The following is a 16,692-nucleotide window of genomic DNA, read 5'->3' on the forward strand; positions in this document are numbered from 1 at the left end:
AATGTTTGATCAAACGGATCTGCAAGCTATTCATACTATTCGTACATTAAGCATCGACGCAATAGAACAAGCCAATTCCGGTCATCCGGGGCTGCCTATGGGCGCAGCCCCCATGGCTTATGTCCTGTGGACCCGCCATTTGCAGGTTAATCCATTAAGCTCGATGAACTGGACGAACCGCGACCGCTTCATCCTCTCGGCTGGACATGGATCGGCGATGTTATACAGCTTGTTGCATCTTTCCGGCTATAAAGTTTCGCTGGACGATTTGCAAAATTTCCGGCAATGGGGCTCGAACACGCCGGGACACCCGGAGGTTGGACATACGGACGGCGTGGAAGTCACGACGGGGCCGCTGGGACAGGGACTTGCAATGGGTGTAGGGATGGCGATGGCAGAGGCGCATTTGGCCGCCACCTACAACCGGGATGGTTATGATATTGTAAATCACTATACCTATGTCCTGTGCGGCGATGGCGATCTGATGGAAGGGGTTGCCCAGGAAGCCAGCTCGATGGCTGGTCATATGAAGCTCGGCAAGCTGATCGTTCTGTATGATTCCAATGATATCTCGCTGGACGGCCCCACTTCAAAAGCGTTTACCGAGCAGGTGGGACAGCGATATGAAGCTTACGGCTGGCAGTATATTTTAGTGGAGGACGGTAATGATCTGGAGGCCATTGATCGGGCCATTGCCGCAGCCCGCGAGGAAACCGGAAAACCGACTCTGATCGAGGTTAAGACGGTAATTGGTTACGGTTCACAAAATCAAGGCACCTCCAAGGTACATGGCGCGCCGCTCGGCGGAGAGGATGTCCGGCGTGTGAAGGCCTTTTACGGTATGGATCAAGATAGCTCCTTTTCGGTCAGCCCGGAAGTCCGGGAGCGCTTTGCTGAAAGGATGGTTACCTCAGGCGAGAAAGCAGAGCGGGAATGGAATGAGCGCTTTGAAGCTTATCGCGCTAAGTACCCTGAGCTTGCCGCACAGTATGAATTGGCCTTCTCCGGTGGTTTGCCGCAGGACTGGACCAAGGGCCTGCCAGTATACGATGAAGGCACGGCTGCCGCAAGCCGGGTGACCAGCCGCGACACGATTCAAGCCCTGTCTCAAGCTATTCCTTATCTGTGGGGCGGTTCGGCGGACCTGTCAGCTTCCAATTATACGGTAGCTCAGAACACCACCGACTTCGAAACGGGAAATTATGAGGGGCGCAACATCTGGTTTGGTGTGAGAGAATTCGCAATGGCAGCAGCCATGAACGGCATTCAGCTTCATGGCGGGACAAGAGTGTACGGGGGCACCTTCTTTGTGTTCGCGGACTACTTGCGGGCTGCGATCCGCTTATCCGCCATTCAGCAAGCCCCTGTCATATATGTTCTGACACATGACTCGGTAGCGGTTGGAGAAGACGGGCCTACACATGAGCCGATTGAACAGCTGGCCAGCCTCCGCTGCATGCCGAACGTCCAAGTTATTCGTCCCGCCGACGGAAATGAAACGGTTGCCGCCTGGGAAATAGCGATGACTAGCCGGCATACGCCTACGATTCTCGTGCTTAGCCGGCAAAATCTCCCCGTTATCCCCGGCACGCGCGAGCTGGCCCGAGAAAAGGTCAAAAAAGGCGCTTATGTTATTTCTGAAGCGAAGGGCACCGTACCGGAGGGAATTTTGATCGCCACGGGCTCTGAGGTGAACCTTGCTCTAAAAGCACAGCAGGTGCTGCGGGAAGCGGGAAGCGATGTATCCGTCGTTTCCATGCCGAGCTTTGAATTGTTCGAGCAGCAATCTGAGGAGTACAAAGAGTCGGTTCTGCCTTCTGCGGTTACAAAGCGGCTTTCCATTGAAATGGCCTCTACCTTCGGCTGGGAAAGATACATCGGTAGAGAGGGCAAGGCCCTGGGGATCGACCGATTCGGAGCCAGCGGCCCGGCAGACAGAGTTATACAAGAATACGGCTTTACCGTAGAAAATATCGTAGCGCTTTATAATACTCTGAAATAAACGTTGCTAGCTTTGATTCCGCCAATCCCCGCGTGCAGCCCGCTTGGGCCGCCTGCACCGGATTGGCGGTGCTTTTTTTGGATATAGGACGAAACAGATGGAGGGGAAAATGTACAGTTTTCTGTTTGACATTGATGATACCGTCTATGATCAGTTATCTCCATTCGCACAGGCGTTTGAGAAGCATTTTAGCCAATACGCCAGCATTCCGCTGAAGGATTTGTATCTCTACAGCAGGAAATTCAGTGATGAGGTATTTGAGTTGAGCGAAAGCGGGAAAATGGGGCGGCGGGAAATGCATATTTACCGAATAACCAAGGCTTTTCAAGTGTTTGACATTCAGATTACGCCAGAGGAAGCGCTTAGCTTTCAATACGATTATGAAACGTTTCAAAAGAACATTCAGCTGCTTCCTGATGTTATCCAGGCTCTTAACTACTGTAAAACCCATCGGCTCCCTCTGGGTGTAATTACGAACGGCCCCCGGGATCATCAGCGCAACAAAGTGAAGCAGCTTGGCTTGGAACGGTGGGTCTTGCCTGAGCATGTGTTTATTTCCGGTGAATGGGGTATCGCCAAGCCCGATCAGCGTATTTTTCTGCACGCGCAAAACGCCATGAATCTTGATTCGGAGACAACGTATTATGTGGGCGATTCGTATGCCAATGATGTCATCGGTGCCAAACAAGCGGGGTGGAAGGCCATTTGGGTTAATCGTAGAGGGCTTGCCCCTCTTTCGGCAGATGTCAGGCCGGACTATGTTGTAGATGAGCAGCATTCCATTGCTGAAATAGTGAGCGGCATTTGCGAACAGGGGCAGGAGAAGCCCTGAGGTCACATTACTCGGCGAGGGGTATGAGCGGGTGCCTTTTAGCAAATTTTATTAAAAGCCCGAAATAACGGGCTTTTTTATATGCAGTCAATAAAAATAATATTGAGAACAAGAACACATACGCATAGGGGTCTCATGTCTATCAGCATCGAAAGCCTGTTAAGCTAAAGGGTACCTAACGCAATGTTATCTTTTATATTTAAACTACAAGTACATAGTTAGCGCTAATAAATGAGTCAGTCCGAATATTAATTACAATTTAGTTTAGTTGAAGTGCTATAATAAAATAATTTTTTTTCTTGACTTGGTGTTCACTCCAAGTAGTATTCTGTATTTACTTTTGGAGACACAGGAAGGAAGAATTAAATGAACGAACATAATAAAGTAGTATTGATTACAGGGGCTAACTCTGGCGTTGGATTGGAATTGACGAAAAAGCTGCTATCACAGGGCTGGGCAGTAGTTGCTTTAATCCGCTCTGACTTTCCAAATGATCAACCTATAATTATTGATGCTCTTAAAAAGAAACATTTAAGAGTATATAAAGCTGATTTAGCCGATTTCTCCAGCCTTAGAAACGCACTTGGCCAGATTAAGAAAAATGAGGCCCAAATTATTTGCTTTTCAACAATGCAGGAGTCTCTTTTGCTGAATATAAATATTCCAAACAAGGGCGTGAAATACATTTCGAGGTTAATACATTAGCTCCTTACATCATTACGATGGAACTTAAAGAACTGTTACTAAAGGGTCGAGAGAAAACTATAATCAATACATCTTCCAATTCTTTGTTATTTTTGAAGCATTTTGACTTAAATACAGTAATCGAACCTAAAATAACTCCATTTAAAAAGATTATAGGTCCTTATGCAAACAGTAAATTGGCCCTTTCTTTGTGGATGAATGGAATTGCTCCAGATTTATTGACTGAGGGTATAAAAATTCGAAGTGTCTGCCCAGGACCAAATAGGACGAAGTTGACCAAAGGAGAAGGAATGCCAAGCTATATCCTTCCAATAAGGAATCTTATTTTTACTCCACCAAGCAAAGGGGCATCCCGCTTATACGATGCTGCTTTCGATTTCAACGATGAAGTTACCGGTATTTTTATAAACAAGGGAAAAGAAACTGCAATCAAATTCTCGGAGCATGAGGAACCGGTGCTTAATCGACTGTGTGATATTTACAAACATGAGTTTCTCGTTTAGATTTTAATTAAATCTATTTGCAGGCTGCATAACATACTGTGTATAGAATCTTAAATGAAATAAATATCAAGATAGTGGGTGATGATTGGGGACTTATTCCATCAAGCAAGTTTCCGAGAAAACCGGATTAACCGAAGATGCGATCCGCTACTATGAAAAGATTGGCCTGCTTCCTTATGCAAAAAGAAAACAAAATGGACATCGAATATACGATGAAGAAGATACAGAGGTAATGGAACTGATCATTTGTTTGAAGAAAACAGGAATGTCATTAAATGAAATGAAAAATATTTTACAATTGCCTATAAAAGAAAGCCTTAGTTCGGTACTCGAATTAAAAAGAACTCTTTTAGATTATAAAGAAAAAGTTATAACTCAAATACATGATCTTCAACGTATTGTGGAGTTTATTGATGCTAAGCTGGAAAACGATGAAACTCTATTTCGGCCCCAAATAAAGGTAGCAAATATTGTTAATCCCGGATAGGAACAAAAAATGATGAGCAAATAATTCCTTAAATTGGCGGAAGAGTCTTAGAGCCTTAGAAATAAATAATATAGTAGTAACAATTCTGCATGTTGCATCGTTACGCTAGCGTGAGGACGGTAGCTCTATAAACGACAAGCAAAGGCTGCCGGCATATCCTATCGGATCTGGCAGTCTTTGTAATCAGTTAACGGGCGGGGTATGAGAGGTAACTTATTATTTTATAATAGAAAATGTTGTTGAGGGACAAGAACATCGTCCCATAGAAAGTCGCTAATTTAGCAGTTTTTTTATTTTATCGGTACAAGTTCTTGTCCCGAGCCAAGGACAAGAACTTGTACCGATTGCCGTAATGGACAAGAACATGTTCCGATTATCGATTAGATAAATATCTAAACAAAAAAACAGATGTAATTAAAACCTCAATGAGTACCATGATTGTCCAATGAGATAAAAGCACCTACATAATTGATACAATGGTTCCTACAATATGAGCAGTTACAGTTAGAGGGTTAAAGGGATTAACAGAAGGGATTCCATTAGCCAAAGAGAAGAAATGAATAAAATGCAGATTTATCGTTGGGGTTTGCAATTTTGGGCACTTACTGTTCGATAAAAATAAAGTGTTTTCTTAGTGCTTAGGTTAAGGATAGTCCCCTGTTTAAGCACTACATGCTACCCGCGTACGTTCTTTAATTAGTAATTGGAAATGGAATATAATGAGGAGTACGTAGCTTAAGCGAAGACGCGAGAGCGTGCTTTTTATTGAACTAACGAGCAGTTTTGCTTGGGAACTTAATGGTAATATGTGGTTGTATACTTAGTCAATGAATGGAGGCCAGCTAATGAAGGTAAGAGAAGCATCTATTGAAGACGCAGAAGGAATTGCAACTGTACATATTAATAGCTGGATGACAACTTATGCAGGTATCGTTTCGGATTCATACTTAGCTACTCTTTCCGTTGAAAATAGGACGAAGAGCTGGGTTTGGACATTTGAAAATCGAACAGAACATGAAAAAGTATTTGTTGCGGAAGACAATGACGGACGAATTGTCGGGTTTTCTTGTGGTGGTCGAAACCGAAATGAAGAATATTTGCATGACGGTGAACTTTATGCAATCTACTTATTAAAGGAGTTCCAAGGTATAGGTATTGGTAAATCACTCTTCAATTCAGTTGTTGAAACATTAAAAAATAATGGCTGCTCATCGATGATGCTGTGGGTATTAAAGGATAATCCATCTTTAGGGTTTTACAGCTCACAAGGCGGCCAACAAGTTGGTCAAAAGAAAATCACAATTGGGACGGATGATTTGGTCGAGATAGCTATTGGATGGGAGAGCATATAGCGTTTGAACTAACGTAAGACATTAGTTCAATAAATTGTCTTTTATGTCTCGTTGTACCGAATTGTCAAGGAAGGACAAAAGCTTGAGCCGATTACCGAATTGATAAATATCTAATATGTGTCTCTCTTGTTGACTTTCAAGCGATGTTAGATTTAATGAATGGGTTCCTGACATTACATAAAAAGCCTTCATCAATCAAAATAGTAATTTAGTACCTAACCAAATTTGGAAATTATTGCTATAATTTAGAAATAGTAAGAACAATTAACATAAATATGGAGGAATTTATTCATGAAAAAGTTGTTGTCCGCAATTTTATCAGTATCCATCATAGTTGCTGCATTAACACCAGTAGCAGCTATGGCAGCGCCTGTAAGTACTACTACAGTCACTATTAAGGAAAACACTGTTGAACCTGAATGGAAAACGAAGATTGCTAAAGAAGCAATAGAAGCTTTGGCAAAAAAACTTTCGGATAGAAAATTTATTGAAGCCGTCAAAGACTATTTGCCAGGTGACAAGTTAAAGGACGCGTTCGATGAAGCGGCTACCGAGATTGCTAATGAATTGAAATTTATCGCATCACTTGGCGACCAATTAGAAGAAGCAGTACAAAATGCAATCGTTCAGGCTATTATGAGTGTAGCAGGCGGTTCAATTAATAGTTCGACGGCAAATACGATTGCAAATGTTCTAGTTTTTATATTTCTTTAAAATAAGCGGGTGAAACATTTTGTCTGAATCGCTAGAAGAAAAGGTACAACGGTTGGAATTATATGTGAACTTGTTACGCCAAATTGCACTTGAACCGGAACAATATCGTCTATGGGATTGGATAATTGCAAATGGCTTAAATGTGAAGCAGTTTAATGAAATTAAAGCTATCCTAAAGAAGTATGTATTGCTCCTTAATCATGAGCAAGATACTAGTAAACCTTCCTTCGATGATATTTCTAAAGAGTTAATTGAGGTTTTATCTCCTAGTGAGTATCTGGCTAACGTTAGAGGAGTAAATCAGTTATTAAGAAATGCTGTAAAGATGCCCCCATATCAGTCCTTACAATATTATCTTAATGATGCTCAGGAATAACAAAATGTTTGAGCACTTGATTCAACGTTCCATAAGAAACAGGAAGGCTGAGGCTGCTTCTTCATAAGCAGCCTTTCTTTGTACAAAAATAAAGCACATTAAACGAGGGGCGGAAAATAAAAATTGAGAAAACCACTAGTCATTTTTTTTGTGTTGTTCGTATTTTTTGGTGTTGTCCCATTCACCACAGCATTCTCTTCTTCAGATTACATAGTTGTTTTTAGTAATGAAGATGATCTGCCTAAGTATTACCAAGATGTCATATACCTATCCGGAGGACAAATTAGAAAGGAATACCCGAGGATTGGCGCAGTCAAAGTGAATTCAGACGATCCAGATTTTTTAGCGAAGGTTTCAAGCTTTATTGGTGTAGAATCGGCAGGTATTCCAAATGTTATCGTTCCGGAAGACATCGATTTATTACCTGTTGAAGCAGTTAATATATCATCCTTAGATAGTGGTGGTCACGATATGTATGAATTGTTTCAATGGGATATTAAACAAGTGACAGGAAATGGAGAATCATGGAAATTAAATGAGGGTATGGGAAAAACTTATGAGGGTCAGGATATCGTAATTGCCGTTGTTGATACAGGGATAGATTATACTCACCCTGATCTAGAAGGTAATTATCTGTATGGACATTCGTTTGTGGAAGGCGAAACTGACCCTATCGATAGGAGTGGTCATGGCACAATGGTTGCTGGAATGATTGCAGCAAACGGAAGGGTTCTTGGCGTGGGACCAAATTTAAAAGTAGCATCTTATAAGGTGTTTAACCATGAAAATGAGGCTACATCCTTTGAAATTGCTGAAGCTGTTGTTCATGCAGCAGATGCTAATGTTGATGTAATAAATCTCTCTTTGGGAGGATACATTTGGGTTAAAAATCCAAAACAAGATGTGCAAGACAATATGGCAGAAATGAAGTTGGTAGATAGAGCTATCAAGTATGCAATTAAAAAAGGGGTTGTTGTTGTCAACTCTGCTGGAAATGAGGGATTAGATACCTCAAGCCCGGCTAAACTTACGAAAGCACTCCACGGAGAAAATGCCAGGGGTGCAACTTTCAGAATTCCTAATAATGAAAAAATGATAATTGTGTCTGTCGGGACTATCAATGAAAAAAAAGCAACGTATTCCAATTATGGAAAAGCAATAGATGTAATGGCGCCAGGGGGTGACACTGGTGGCCGTTGTGTTTCAACTAGTTTAGACGGAGGCTATGCAAGTGGCGTAGGTACGTCACTTGCAGTTCCAAAAGTGTCTGCTCTGGCTGGGGTAATCATCGCTAAACACGGTAAAGATCGACTAAAGCCAGTAGAGGTTGAGCGCTTATTGTTACGATCCGCCAAAGATGTTTTACAAAGAGGAATTGATAAGGAATCTGGCTATGGATTAATCGATGCAGTTAAAGCATTAAACCAACGGTAAAAAACAATATTAAAAGGACATTAGTGTAATTGTTGTCTTCTTGACTGAGACAAATATACAACAACGGCAGAATGATTAGAAAATCGGGGTGAAACGAATATCCATGCGTGATATAAAGATAAGACTAAATATCCGCCGAGTAAGGTTATTTTAGTTCGATCTAATGCCGGTATTCGAGTATACAAATCTGTCCCAAAAACACTTGGGTATGTTCCAGTAAATTCAAATTTATATTTAAAGTATGGGGGTGTTTTACTATAATGATTTCAGTTTCATACTAACTACAGGGGAAGTACCCTTAAGAAGGCTTTTGTCTTGTTAGGGGTGCTTTTTGTATTAGGATTGCTATGTTATTCGTAGTGTAAAAATACCAAATCCAAAAGGGAATGGAAGCGTGTTGGAACATCGTTTATAGAGTATCTCTATCATGAAATAAAATAATGTCCAGGTTTGTCGGACAGTTCCCTTTAGGGAACATACGTGCTATAATAAGTACGCCAAACACGTATTTTGCGCACTTTTGATTTTAAGCGATTTGTCTGGCGAAGCCTTGTCAGTTGTCCATTCTAATTAGAGCACAAATGATAGTTTTTTAGCTTTTTGAACGGACATTTATAATCAAATCGTCATTTTCACCTTAAAGGGAATTCCAATATAGATTTTAAGAGGGATTGCATTGACTACTAAATATTACATAGAAGAAATCTACACCGAGCCGCTTCAGGCCTTTACCATTTGGATGAAGCAATCGGGGTATACTGAAGCAACCAGAAAAGAGTATATGAGAGAAGTATATGATTATTTATACTCTCTCGATGAATTGCCGGTGCAGCAGGCGGGGAAATTGCACGTCGTCAGCTTTCTGGTGTCCAAACAAGAATCCGCTGGCGACAAGACAAGGAATCGGACATTATCCGCACTTCGTTCCTTCTACGCGGCGTTGATTGATTTTGAGCTGGCTAACCGGAACCCTGCCCTGGAAGTCAAAAAGTCGAAGACCGAGAAGAATAAAATTCCTGTCTATCTGGAGGAAGATGAGCTCAAAAAAGTACTTGCGTACGTAGAAGGACGTTATCGCAATAGAAATCTGGCTATCTTCTTATTAATGGGCTACTGCGGCTTGCGGGTAGGCGAGGTGCACCGCATGAACTTATCACATTTCAAGAAAGAAAAGGGAACGCTCGAGGTGTTAGGGAAGGGCCGGAAATGGAATGAGATCCCGTTGCCTGATTTAGTCGTGGAATACCTAGCAAAAGTGGAAAAGGACCGTATTCAGCCTTATAGCTCGAGAGAAGAGGCCTTCTTCGTGTCCCAGAAGGGGAGGAGACTGTCCATCCGCCAAATTCAGAAGATCGCAGCCGGCGTCTTCGATGCCTTCAAGCAGGATCATCCGCATTTGAGCGATTTGAATTTATCCTGCCACAAACTGCGGCACTCCTTTGCTACGATGCTGCTGAGAAACAACGTCGATATTCGCGTCGTAAAGGAGTTGCTGGGACATGCCTCGATTGAAACGACGATGATCTATACGCATATCAATGATGAACAGAAGCGCAGCGCCATGACTGCGATCGAGGTGCCTAAGGTTTGATACGCCATTACAATGATCTAAAAATGATTCATATTTTAATGAAAAAATCCCACGCCATGTGGGATTTTTCATTGTTAATTATGATCATAAATCTATTCTTCGACAGGTCTCTTTACCTGAAGTGGAGGGGGGATCAGCCAGCCCTTGTTTTTGTTCATTTCCAGAATTCGAACTCCCAGAGCCGTTTTTGTAAGGTGGTATTTGGCGAAGAGCGCACCGATATCCTCTCTGATGGATTGTCCCATAGTTTGGCTGCAAGCGACGAGGCCTAATGCCGAATCTGCAGCAATTTTCGCTCCGATTTCCGGATCGGTAAATCTTGCGCCTGCGGGAATATCCTCCAGCTTGACGGGTGGCCGCTCCGGCAGAGCGGGGGATGGTGCAATCCCGTTATCCGTAAGGAGGGCGTCGCATTCTTTGATTTCTAACTTAGCTTGATCTATGAGATCCTGCAAAATCTCCTTTAGCTCATTATCGCCTGCATGATTATGAAAAGCCTGATAGCAGGACACCGTTCCTTTAGCCATCATCGATGTTTGCCATACACTAAAGATTTCGCCGTAATGCATGGGCTCGTCTTTTGGATTTCCACTAAGTATTCCCATCTGCTCATTTCTCTCCTTAAAATATGTTGCTGTCATTATTAACCGAAGAAGCTTGAATTATTCTTCTTATTCATTAAGGATAATGGTTCCAAGCACCGCTTCGTATTTATTTTCGTTAGTCAGCACAAACTGCAACCATAATATCAAACTAACGAAGCGGGAGGTAATTCCATGTATTTTTATAAGGAAGACTTGATTAATCTGATCGTCCCCGATCAGCCCGATCCGGCCGCTGCAAAAGTATTGCAAGAAACTTTAGGCGGGCGATTTGGCGAAATGCGTACCATGATGCAGTTTTTCTTTCAAAGCAATAACTTTCGAGGTCATGCAACCCAGTTTCGCGATTTGATCCGCGGGGTTTTTTTGGAGGAGTTAAGCCATGTTGAGCTGGTGCAGCATACCATCAACCAATTGCTTACGGGTGCAGGTGCTGAGGGAGCGGGGGATTCCGGCTTGAATGCAGCCCCGCTGGATGAGGCAATCAAGCATGCCAATCCCCATCATTTTATTATGGGAGCGCAAAGCTCGCTGCCGGTCGATGCTGCAGGGAATCCATGGAATGGAAATTATGTGTATGATCATGGCAATCTGATCAGCAATTTATTGGACAACGTTGTTCTTGAATCAACGGGAGTGCTTCAAAAGACAAGAATTTATGAAATGAGCAGCAACAAAGCGTTCCGTGAAACGCTAGCGTTTCTGATTGTACGCGATAATGCCCATCAGAACGCCTTTGCTAAAGCGCTCGAAACATTGGGAGTTGAGTGGGGAAAGCTGTTTCCTATTCCGAACTATGATATCCACAAATACCCAGAGTGTAAGAAATATGTCGATATGGGCTTTCACAATGCGCAATTTAATTTTCGGCTGGATTCTACTCGCATCGCTGAAATCTTTAACGGCCAAACACCGAGCCGCAACGGCGGGGAGCTGCAAGTGGTGCCACCTCCGGAAGGCTTTCCTCTGCCGAGCCTGCCTGAATTAGCTAATGAACATAGTCCGGGGCTGCATGACTTGAATACATGAGGCGGTTAGTAAAATTAATACTTTGAATAAAAAAAGCCTGCAAAAGCAGGTTTTTTTATTGTTGCCGCAGAATAACAAATATAGCTATGCAGAGCAGCGTTTCATTTATGTCATTAAACTCTATATAAGGTTGTGAAAAAATGAACTACATACAATTAACAAAAGCTAATATACATGATGAACACATCTGCTGCGCGCTAGGTGCTAAGCAATACATAGATGCAGTGCACGAAAAGAAGCAATGGTTATGTGAACGGATGGAGGAGGGCTTGGTCTTCTATCGGCTGGATGAGCGTGCAAAGGTATTTATTGAATACCTGCCCGCAGAGAAAGCCTGGGTGCCTGTTGAAGCTCCGAATTATATGTATATCAATTGTCTTTGGGTTTCTGGCCGGTACAAAGACGGCGGGCACGGGAGAAGGCTGCTTGATAAATGCACAGAAGATGCTAAGGCGCTTGGCATGGATGGGATTGTGCATATTGTAGGGAAGGCAAAGTATCCCTATTTAAGCGATAAGCGCTATTTCGAACATATGGGCTTCGAGGTGGCGGACCAGGCTGAGCCTTATTTCGAGTTGGCTGTTCTAAAATGGAATGAGCTGGCTGTAACGCCCGCCTTTAGGCGCACGATCAACAATGCCAATCCAATGGAAGAGGGCATTAGCATCTATTACACTGTTCAATGCCCCTTTGCGGCGGGGATATTGGACGAGCTGCAAAAGGTTGCAGAGGGAAAGGGCATTCCTTTTCGTGCCCATCGTCTGAGAACGAGGGAAGAAGCCCAACAAGCTCCGGCGGTCTGGACTACCTTCAGCATGTATTATAATGGCGAATTTCTTACGCATGAAATTTTAAGCCCGAATAAGCTGGAGAAGCTGCTTCACCAACGGCAAAAACAGGCCTCGCGATCCTCTTAAGAGAAATCGCGGGGCCTGTTCTTTATTTGATTTATTGCTCCGTAATCTTAATTTCTTTAATCTGAACAGTCTCTGTCGGTGAGCTTGGTTCCCCGGTGAAAGGGTTGGCTTGTACGGGGGTAGCAGCAATATCTGCCACGACATCCATGCCCTCGGTAACTTTACCGAAGATGGTAAAATTCGGCCTTTTGTTTAGTCCGACACTGTCTTCGCCGGTACAGATAAAGAATTGGCTGCCATTCGTATCGGGTCCCGCGTTGGCCATAGCCACAATGCCCGGCTCATATTTGTGATCTGTCTGCTCATCCTCAAATCTGTATCCCGGACCGCCTGCACCCGTTCCCTCCGGGTCGCCGGTCTGGATCATGAACGATTCGATAATCCGGTGGAAGATGACATCATTGTAGAAGCCTTGCCGGGACAGGAATACGAAATTATTCACGGTCTTGGGTGCATCTTTAGCGAACAGCTCAATGGTGAAATTGCCCTTCGTCGTCGTAAGTTCCGCGGTATAGGACTTGTTCGTGTCGATCTCCATAGCCGGAGGATTGTCCCAGCTCATCGTCTCCTTCTGTGGCTCAGGTTCCGGTTTAGGTTCCGATTTAGGTTCAGCTGGCGGAGTTGTTTGCGCTGCAGCTTTGCCCCCCGTTTGTTGTTTACCTGGCTCATCCTTGGTTTCGCTGTACTTGCTGCAGCCGCTAATAACGAGGATTGCTGAGAGCAGCAGTAGGAAAGGTAGTACCAGAAGCTTTTTTTGCATAAGTGCTTGTCCACTCCTTTTTACAAATCTTGTTCTATCATACCGACATTTCGTTGAAAATTCCAGACTTGGATGATGGGGAAAGCATATCGAGATGATCCTTATGATTTGCCTAATAACGTTTCCGTTTATCCCTTGTTTAATAGGTTAGCGCATTCTAGCATTACTAATCATTATTAATCTTTATTCGCAAAGGAGAACCCGCTGTATAAGACGGGTTCTCAGCCATCAAACTATTTAATTCTTTCAGGTTTGTTCCAGCTGCGGAGGGATCGTCTTGGTTCTGGCCTTGAGCCAGTATCTGTTTAGTAAATACATTACGCCTATTCGTCCAGAGTTGCTACCCGCGTAAATAAGGAGGAATGCACAGAAGAGCATTTGGGGAATGATGCTAATTGAGCCGGAGAGAAAAAAGCAAAGGTTCATGAACATGCCGGTCAAGGCAGCAGAGAGAGTACAAATTCCAAACAGCAATGCTAGACCGATCAGAAATTCTCCCCAAGGAACCAAGAAGTTGAATACTTCTACATTAGGGAGAACTGAGGATTCCAATACACGACCCCACCAATATTGAACGATTGGATTGTCCCCTTTGGAGTTGGCAACGGCGTTTTGCAGATAGCCTGTGCTATCAAAAGGTTGAGATGAAGTGAGCTTCATCCAGCCGGCAGTCAGCCATTTCCAGCCTAAGTAAAGTCGAAGCAGAAATAGAAGGACAGCACCGGCTTTACTTTCTTTAATGAGAAAATCGATTTTTGCCATTTTTTTCAACTCCTTTCATAGATAAATACATACTACTCATTTGATGCTTGAAACTTTAGTAGAATCAGACCTAAGCCCCAACCTAATTTTAACTCAAATCTAGTATGAATTCCCATAGTCTTCAAGACCTGCCTATTATTGCGCAATATTGCCTAGCAGTGCTATTTAGCGTTGTTCGATGTTCTGGTGTATAGACATCGGCAGCTAAGGAGAGCTTATAAAATAACTTGGTCTTAGCGGAAGGGCTGAATGGATTGGACTTTTGGCAAAGCAAGGAATCATTAACGGCATTGGAATGGGTTCTAAGAGGAGGGGTCAGTTTTATCTTCTTATTAGTGGCAGCCAAATTTATGGGGCAGCGCTCGATCTCTCAACTGAGGTTCCTTGATTTCATCATCGCTCTAACCCTTGGCAACATTATTGCGCATCCGCTGTCGGATGAGGAGCTGGGCTTGAAAGGTTCCATGATTACTACCGTTGTCCTGATCGTCCTATACATAACTGTTAGCCATCTAAGCCTGAAATGGCCTTTGCTTAGAAGGTACCTGGATCCAGCGCCGATTACGCTTATTCAAAACGGACAAATTCAATTTCATCATCTATCCAAAGCCAGAATTTCAGTTGATTATCTGTTCTCCGAGCTGCGGAAAGAGAAGATAGAGGATATTCAAAAGGTATCCCTTGCTCTATGGGAGCCAGGAGGAACCATATCCGTATTCCTGCAAACTCCGAAGCAGCCGGTTACTCCGGCAGATATTCAATTGTCTACCCAGCCATTCTCCATAACCAGGCCAATCATTGTGGACGGCAATATCAACATGCCGCTGCTGAAGGAAAGGGGGAAGGATCCTGAATGGCTGAACAAGCAAATCGCTTCAGCTAACGTAACTATCAGCGATGTCATGCTGGCGATCGTTGACAGTAAGGATCATGTACAGGTTCTTAACAGGAAAATTCAATGAAAAAATACAATGACTCCAAATATTATTGACAGGCTGGTGAGCGATGCATGTTACAGGCGCTGGTAGTGCTGTTCATTCTCATTCTGTTGATTGCGGTCTGGCTCTATCGAAACAAGCCGGTGCCGTCTCCGAGCAATCCGGGTTTGCTCCATGTGAAATCCAATGCGGGGGAAGATGCCAAGAAAGTGATTCTTATCGTCATCGACTCCCTGATGGCGGAAGCCATCGACAAAGGCATGGCGCAAAAGGAGCTTCCCACCCTCCAATACCTGATCGGGCACGGCCAGTATTACAAGGAAATGGTGTCCTCGTTCCCGACGATGTCCGTCACGATCGACAGCTCACTGCTAACGGGAACTTACCCGGATGGCCATCATGTGCCCGGCTTGACCTGGTATTCGCTCCAAGACAAGAAGCTCATCAATTACGGGACCGGGCCGGCGGAGGTTATCGATCTGGGCGTGAACTCTGTTATGGCGGAAGCTCTAATCCATTTGAACGGCAGGCACCTGAATCCTGAGCTGCCGACGATTTATGAGGATCTGGCCCGAATCGGCAAAAAGACAGGCAGCATTAACGGCCTGATCTATCGCGGTCCGGTGGAGCATACGCTGTCTCTGCCGGCCTGGATGCACGGTCCTACTCCGCTGCCTAAGTCCGTTTCAGTTCAAGGACCGGACTATTTGGCACTGGGCTCGCTAGCCGATCCGTTAAAGGGGCTAGTCGAGCATCCCGACGGCGTAACTCAACGACTCGGCATCAACAATGATTTTTCGCTCTCTACGGCCAGTTATTTGATCAAGGAGAATAAACTCCCTGACTTCTTGTTAGTATACCTGCCGGATCTCGACCCTCAGCTTCATAAGCACGGTCCTCCGGATCTGAAAGGGGTCAAGGAGACGGATCGCCACCTGCAAGCGCTGCTGGAAAGCTTCGGATCCTTCGAGGAAGCCTTGCAGCAGGCGAAATTCGTCATCGTCGGAGATAACGGGATGTCCGAAGTTCTGCCTGCCGGCGAGAATCCGGTAATCGAGCTGTCCTCGCTGCTTAAAGCTTATAACGTCTATCGCAAGGGAGATGCCGTAACGGAGGATACGGAAATCGTTCTGGCCGTCAACGACGCCATGGCTTACGTCTATAGCCTTCAATCCCATAAGCTTGAGGACATCGCAGCCGAATTAAGAGCCGATTCCCGCATCGATTTGATCTGTTGGCGGGAAGGGGAATGGATTCGCGCTCAAGGTGCCGACTCGAAAGAAGTCAGATACAAGGCAAATGGCGATTTACAGGATGCTTACGGTCAGAATTGGACGGTGGAGCAGGAGCCGAGCGTTTTGGATTTAATGATAGACCCGGACGAACGCAGGATCCAATATGGCCGATACCCTGATGCGATGCGGCGGCTTCATGGCGCCCTCCATTCCCATGCCGGGGAATATCTGGTTGTGATCGCCAAGCCGGGCTATGAGCTGTCCGATAAGAACTCGCCGTCCCATAAAGGAGGAGGGAGTCATGGGTCTCTTGTCCATGCGGATTCGCTTGTACCGCTCATCATCAGCGGAACAGATGAACGGCCGGAGCATCTGCGGATCGTGGACTTAAAAGCCTTTCTGCTGAAGCTTGTGGCTGGGAAATAAGCCAAGTAAGCGGCGCGCCTCCTGTCA

At 44.3% G+C, this 16,692-nt stretch carries 17 protein-coding genes; 14 read left to right on the forward strand and 3 right to left on the reverse strand.

Annotated elements, in window-relative coordinates:
• The first annotated feature begins 1 nt into the window (after window position 1).
• The 10 genes from tkt to BN2762_RS17050 all read left to right on the forward strand — a co-directional run bounded on the left by tkt (window position 2) and on the right by BN2762_RS17050 (window position 9,996).
• Window positions 2-2,002 carry a transketolase gene (gene tkt, locus BN2762_RS17010; RefSeq protein ID WP_055108100.1) on the forward strand — a complete coding sequence of 667 codons (2,001 nt, stop codon included), beginning with the start codon at window positions 2-4 and terminating at the stop codon, window positions 2,000-2,002.
• A gap of 109 nt (window positions 2,003-2,111) precedes the next feature.
• Window positions 2,112-2,834, forward strand: coding sequence for an HAD family hydrolase (locus tag BN2762_RS17015; RefSeq protein WP_055108101.1), 723 nt, complete (start codon window positions 2,112-2,114; stop codon window positions 2,832-2,834).
• Between the two features lie 366 nt (window positions 2,835-3,200).
• A complete protein-coding gene (locus BN2762_RS28175; protein ID WP_316246805.1) occupies window positions 3,201-3,539 on the forward strand; it encodes an SDR family NAD(P)-dependent oxidoreductase in 339 nt (112 codons plus the stop codon).
• 92 nt (window positions 3,540-3,631) lie between these two features.
• Window positions 3,632-4,042: an SDR family oxidoreductase gene (locus BN2762_RS28180; RefSeq protein ID WP_316246806.1), complete on the forward strand. Its 411-nt coding sequence runs from the start codon at window positions 3,632-3,634 to the stop codon at window positions 4,040-4,042.
• Between the two features lie 85 nt (window positions 4,043-4,127).
• Entirely contained in the window at window positions 4,128-4,529 is a 402-nt protein-coding gene (locus tag BN2762_RS17025) for a MerR family transcriptional regulator (RefSeq protein ID WP_055108102.1), read from the forward strand.
• 845 nt (window positions 4,530-5,374) lie between these two features.
• Complete coding sequence (locus BN2762_RS17030) at window positions 5,375-5,881, forward strand: GNAT family N-acetyltransferase (protein WP_055108103.1); 507 nt, start codon at window positions 5,375-5,377, stop codon at window positions 5,879-5,881.
• A gap of 291 nt (window positions 5,882-6,172) precedes the next feature.
• Window positions 6,173-6,595 carry a hypothetical protein gene (locus BN2762_RS17035; protein ID WP_055108104.1) on the forward strand — a complete coding sequence of 141 codons (423 nt, stop codon included), beginning with the start codon at window positions 6,173-6,175 and terminating at the stop codon, window positions 6,593-6,595.
• A 19-nt stretch (window positions 6,596-6,614) separates the two neighbouring features.
• On the forward strand, window positions 6,615-6,971 hold the full coding sequence (locus tag BN2762_RS17040) for a hypothetical protein (protein WP_055108105.1): 357 nt from the start codon (window positions 6,615-6,617) through the stop codon (window positions 6,969-6,971).
• A 123-nt stretch (window positions 6,972-7,094) separates the two neighbouring features.
• Complete coding sequence (locus tag BN2762_RS17045) at window positions 7,095-8,405, forward strand: S8 family peptidase (RefSeq protein ID WP_055108106.1); 1,311 nt, start codon at window positions 7,095-7,097, stop codon at window positions 8,403-8,405.
• 676 nt (window positions 8,406-9,081) lie between these two features.
• Window positions 9,082-9,996 (forward strand): tyrosine-type recombinase/integrase, encoded by a 915-nt coding sequence (locus BN2762_RS17050; RefSeq protein WP_055108107.1) that lies wholly within the window; start codon window positions 9,082-9,084, stop codon window positions 9,994-9,996.
• 92 nt (window positions 9,997-10,088) lie between these two features.
• Here the strand turns inward: BN2762_RS17050 and BN2762_RS17055 are convergent, their stop codons facing one another.
• Window positions 10,089-10,601, reverse strand: coding sequence for a DUF3231 family protein (locus BN2762_RS17055; protein ID WP_055108108.1), 513 nt, complete (start codon window positions 10,599-10,601; stop codon window positions 10,089-10,091).
• A gap of 171 nt (window positions 10,602-10,772) precedes the next feature.
• Here BN2762_RS17055 and BN2762_RS17060 point away from each other — a divergent pair, with 171 nt between their 5' ends.
• Both BN2762_RS17060 and BN2762_RS17065 read left to right on the forward strand, forming a co-directional pair.
• The gene (locus BN2762_RS17060) at window positions 10,773-11,627 is read left to right on the forward strand and encodes a manganese catalase family protein (RefSeq protein ID WP_055108109.1); all 855 of its coding nucleotides are present in this window, start codon (window positions 10,773-10,775) and stop codon (window positions 11,625-11,627) included.
• A 140-nt stretch (window positions 11,628-11,767) separates the two neighbouring features.
• Entirely contained in the window at window positions 11,768-12,544 is a 777-nt protein-coding gene (locus BN2762_RS17065) for a GNAT family N-acetyltransferase (RefSeq protein WP_055108110.1), read from the forward strand.
• A gap of 31 nt (window positions 12,545-12,575) precedes the next feature.
• Here the strand turns inward: BN2762_RS17065 and BN2762_RS17070 are convergent, their stop codons facing one another.
• On the reverse strand, window positions 12,576-13,304 hold the full coding sequence (locus BN2762_RS17070; RefSeq protein WP_055108111.1) for a peptidylprolyl isomerase: 729 nt from the start codon (window positions 13,302-13,304) through the stop codon (window positions 12,576-12,578).
• A 246-nt stretch (window positions 13,305-13,550) separates the two neighbouring features.
• Window positions 13,551-14,066: a DoxX family membrane protein gene (locus BN2762_RS17075; protein ID WP_055108112.1), complete on the reverse strand. Its 516-nt coding sequence runs from the start codon at window positions 14,064-14,066 to the stop codon at window positions 13,551-13,553.
• 254 nt (window positions 14,067-14,320) lie between these two features.
• Between BN2762_RS17075 and BN2762_RS17080 the strand changes: the two genes are divergently transcribed.
• Window positions 14,321-15,028 carry a DUF421 domain-containing protein gene (locus tag BN2762_RS17080; RefSeq protein ID WP_055110159.1) on the forward strand — a complete coding sequence of 236 codons (708 nt, stop codon included), beginning with the start codon at window positions 14,321-14,323 and terminating at the stop codon, window positions 15,026-15,028.
• 47 nt (window positions 15,029-15,075) lie between these two features.
• Entirely contained in the window at window positions 15,076-16,665 is a 1,590-nt protein-coding gene (locus BN2762_RS17085) for an alkaline phosphatase family protein (protein ID WP_055108113.1), read from the forward strand.
• The last annotated feature ends 27 nt before the right edge of the window (window positions 16,666-16,692 follow it).

This window comes from Paenibacillus ihumii (assembly GCF_001403875.1).
Taxonomy (GTDB): Bacteria; Bacillota; Bacilli; order Paenibacillales; family Paenibacillaceae; genus Fontibacillus; species Fontibacillus ihumii.

Bases quoted from the DNA above. Each gene is read 5' to 3' on its own strand.
- BN2762_RS17070 (WP_055108111.1), bottom strand. From the start codon at position 13,304: ATGCAAAAAAAGCTTCTGGTACTACCTTTCCTACTGCTGCTCTCAGCA.
- BN2762_RS17015 (WP_055108101.1), top strand. From the start codon at position 2,112: ATGTACAGTTTTCTGTTTGACATTGATGATACCGTCTATGATCAGTTA.
- BN2762_RS17085 (WP_055108113.1), top strand. From the start codon at position 15,076: ATGTTACAGGCGCTGGTAGTGCTGTTCATTCTCATTCTGTTGATTGCG.
- BN2762_RS17030 (WP_055108103.1), top strand. From the start codon at position 5,375: ATGAAGGTAAGAGAAGCATCTATTGAAGACGCAGAAGGAATTGCAACT.
- BN2762_RS17055 (WP_055108108.1), bottom strand. From the start codon at position 10,601: ATGGGAATACTTAGTGGAAATCCAAAAGACGAGCCCATGCATTACGGC.
- BN2762_RS17075 (WP_055108112.1), bottom strand. From the start codon at position 14,066: ATGGCAAAAATCGATTTTCTCATTAAAGAAAGTAAAGCCGGTGCTGTC.
- BN2762_RS17065 (WP_055108110.1), top strand. From the start codon at position 11,768: ATGAACTACATACAATTAACAAAAGCTAATATACATGATGAACACATC.
- tkt (WP_055108100.1), top strand. From the start codon at position 2: ATGTTTGATCAAACGGATCTGCAAGCTATTCATACTATTCGTACATTA.
- BN2762_RS17060 (WP_055108109.1), top strand. From the start codon at position 10,773: ATGTATTTTTATAAGGAAGACTTGATTAATCTGATCGTCCCCGATCAG.
- BN2762_RS28175 (WP_316246805.1), top strand. From the start codon at position 3,201: ATGAACGAACATAATAAAGTAGTATTGATTACAGGGGCTAACTCTGGC.
- BN2762_RS17035 (WP_055108104.1), top strand. From the start codon at position 6,173: ATGAAAAAGTTGTTGTCCGCAATTTTATCAGTATCCATCATAGTTGCT.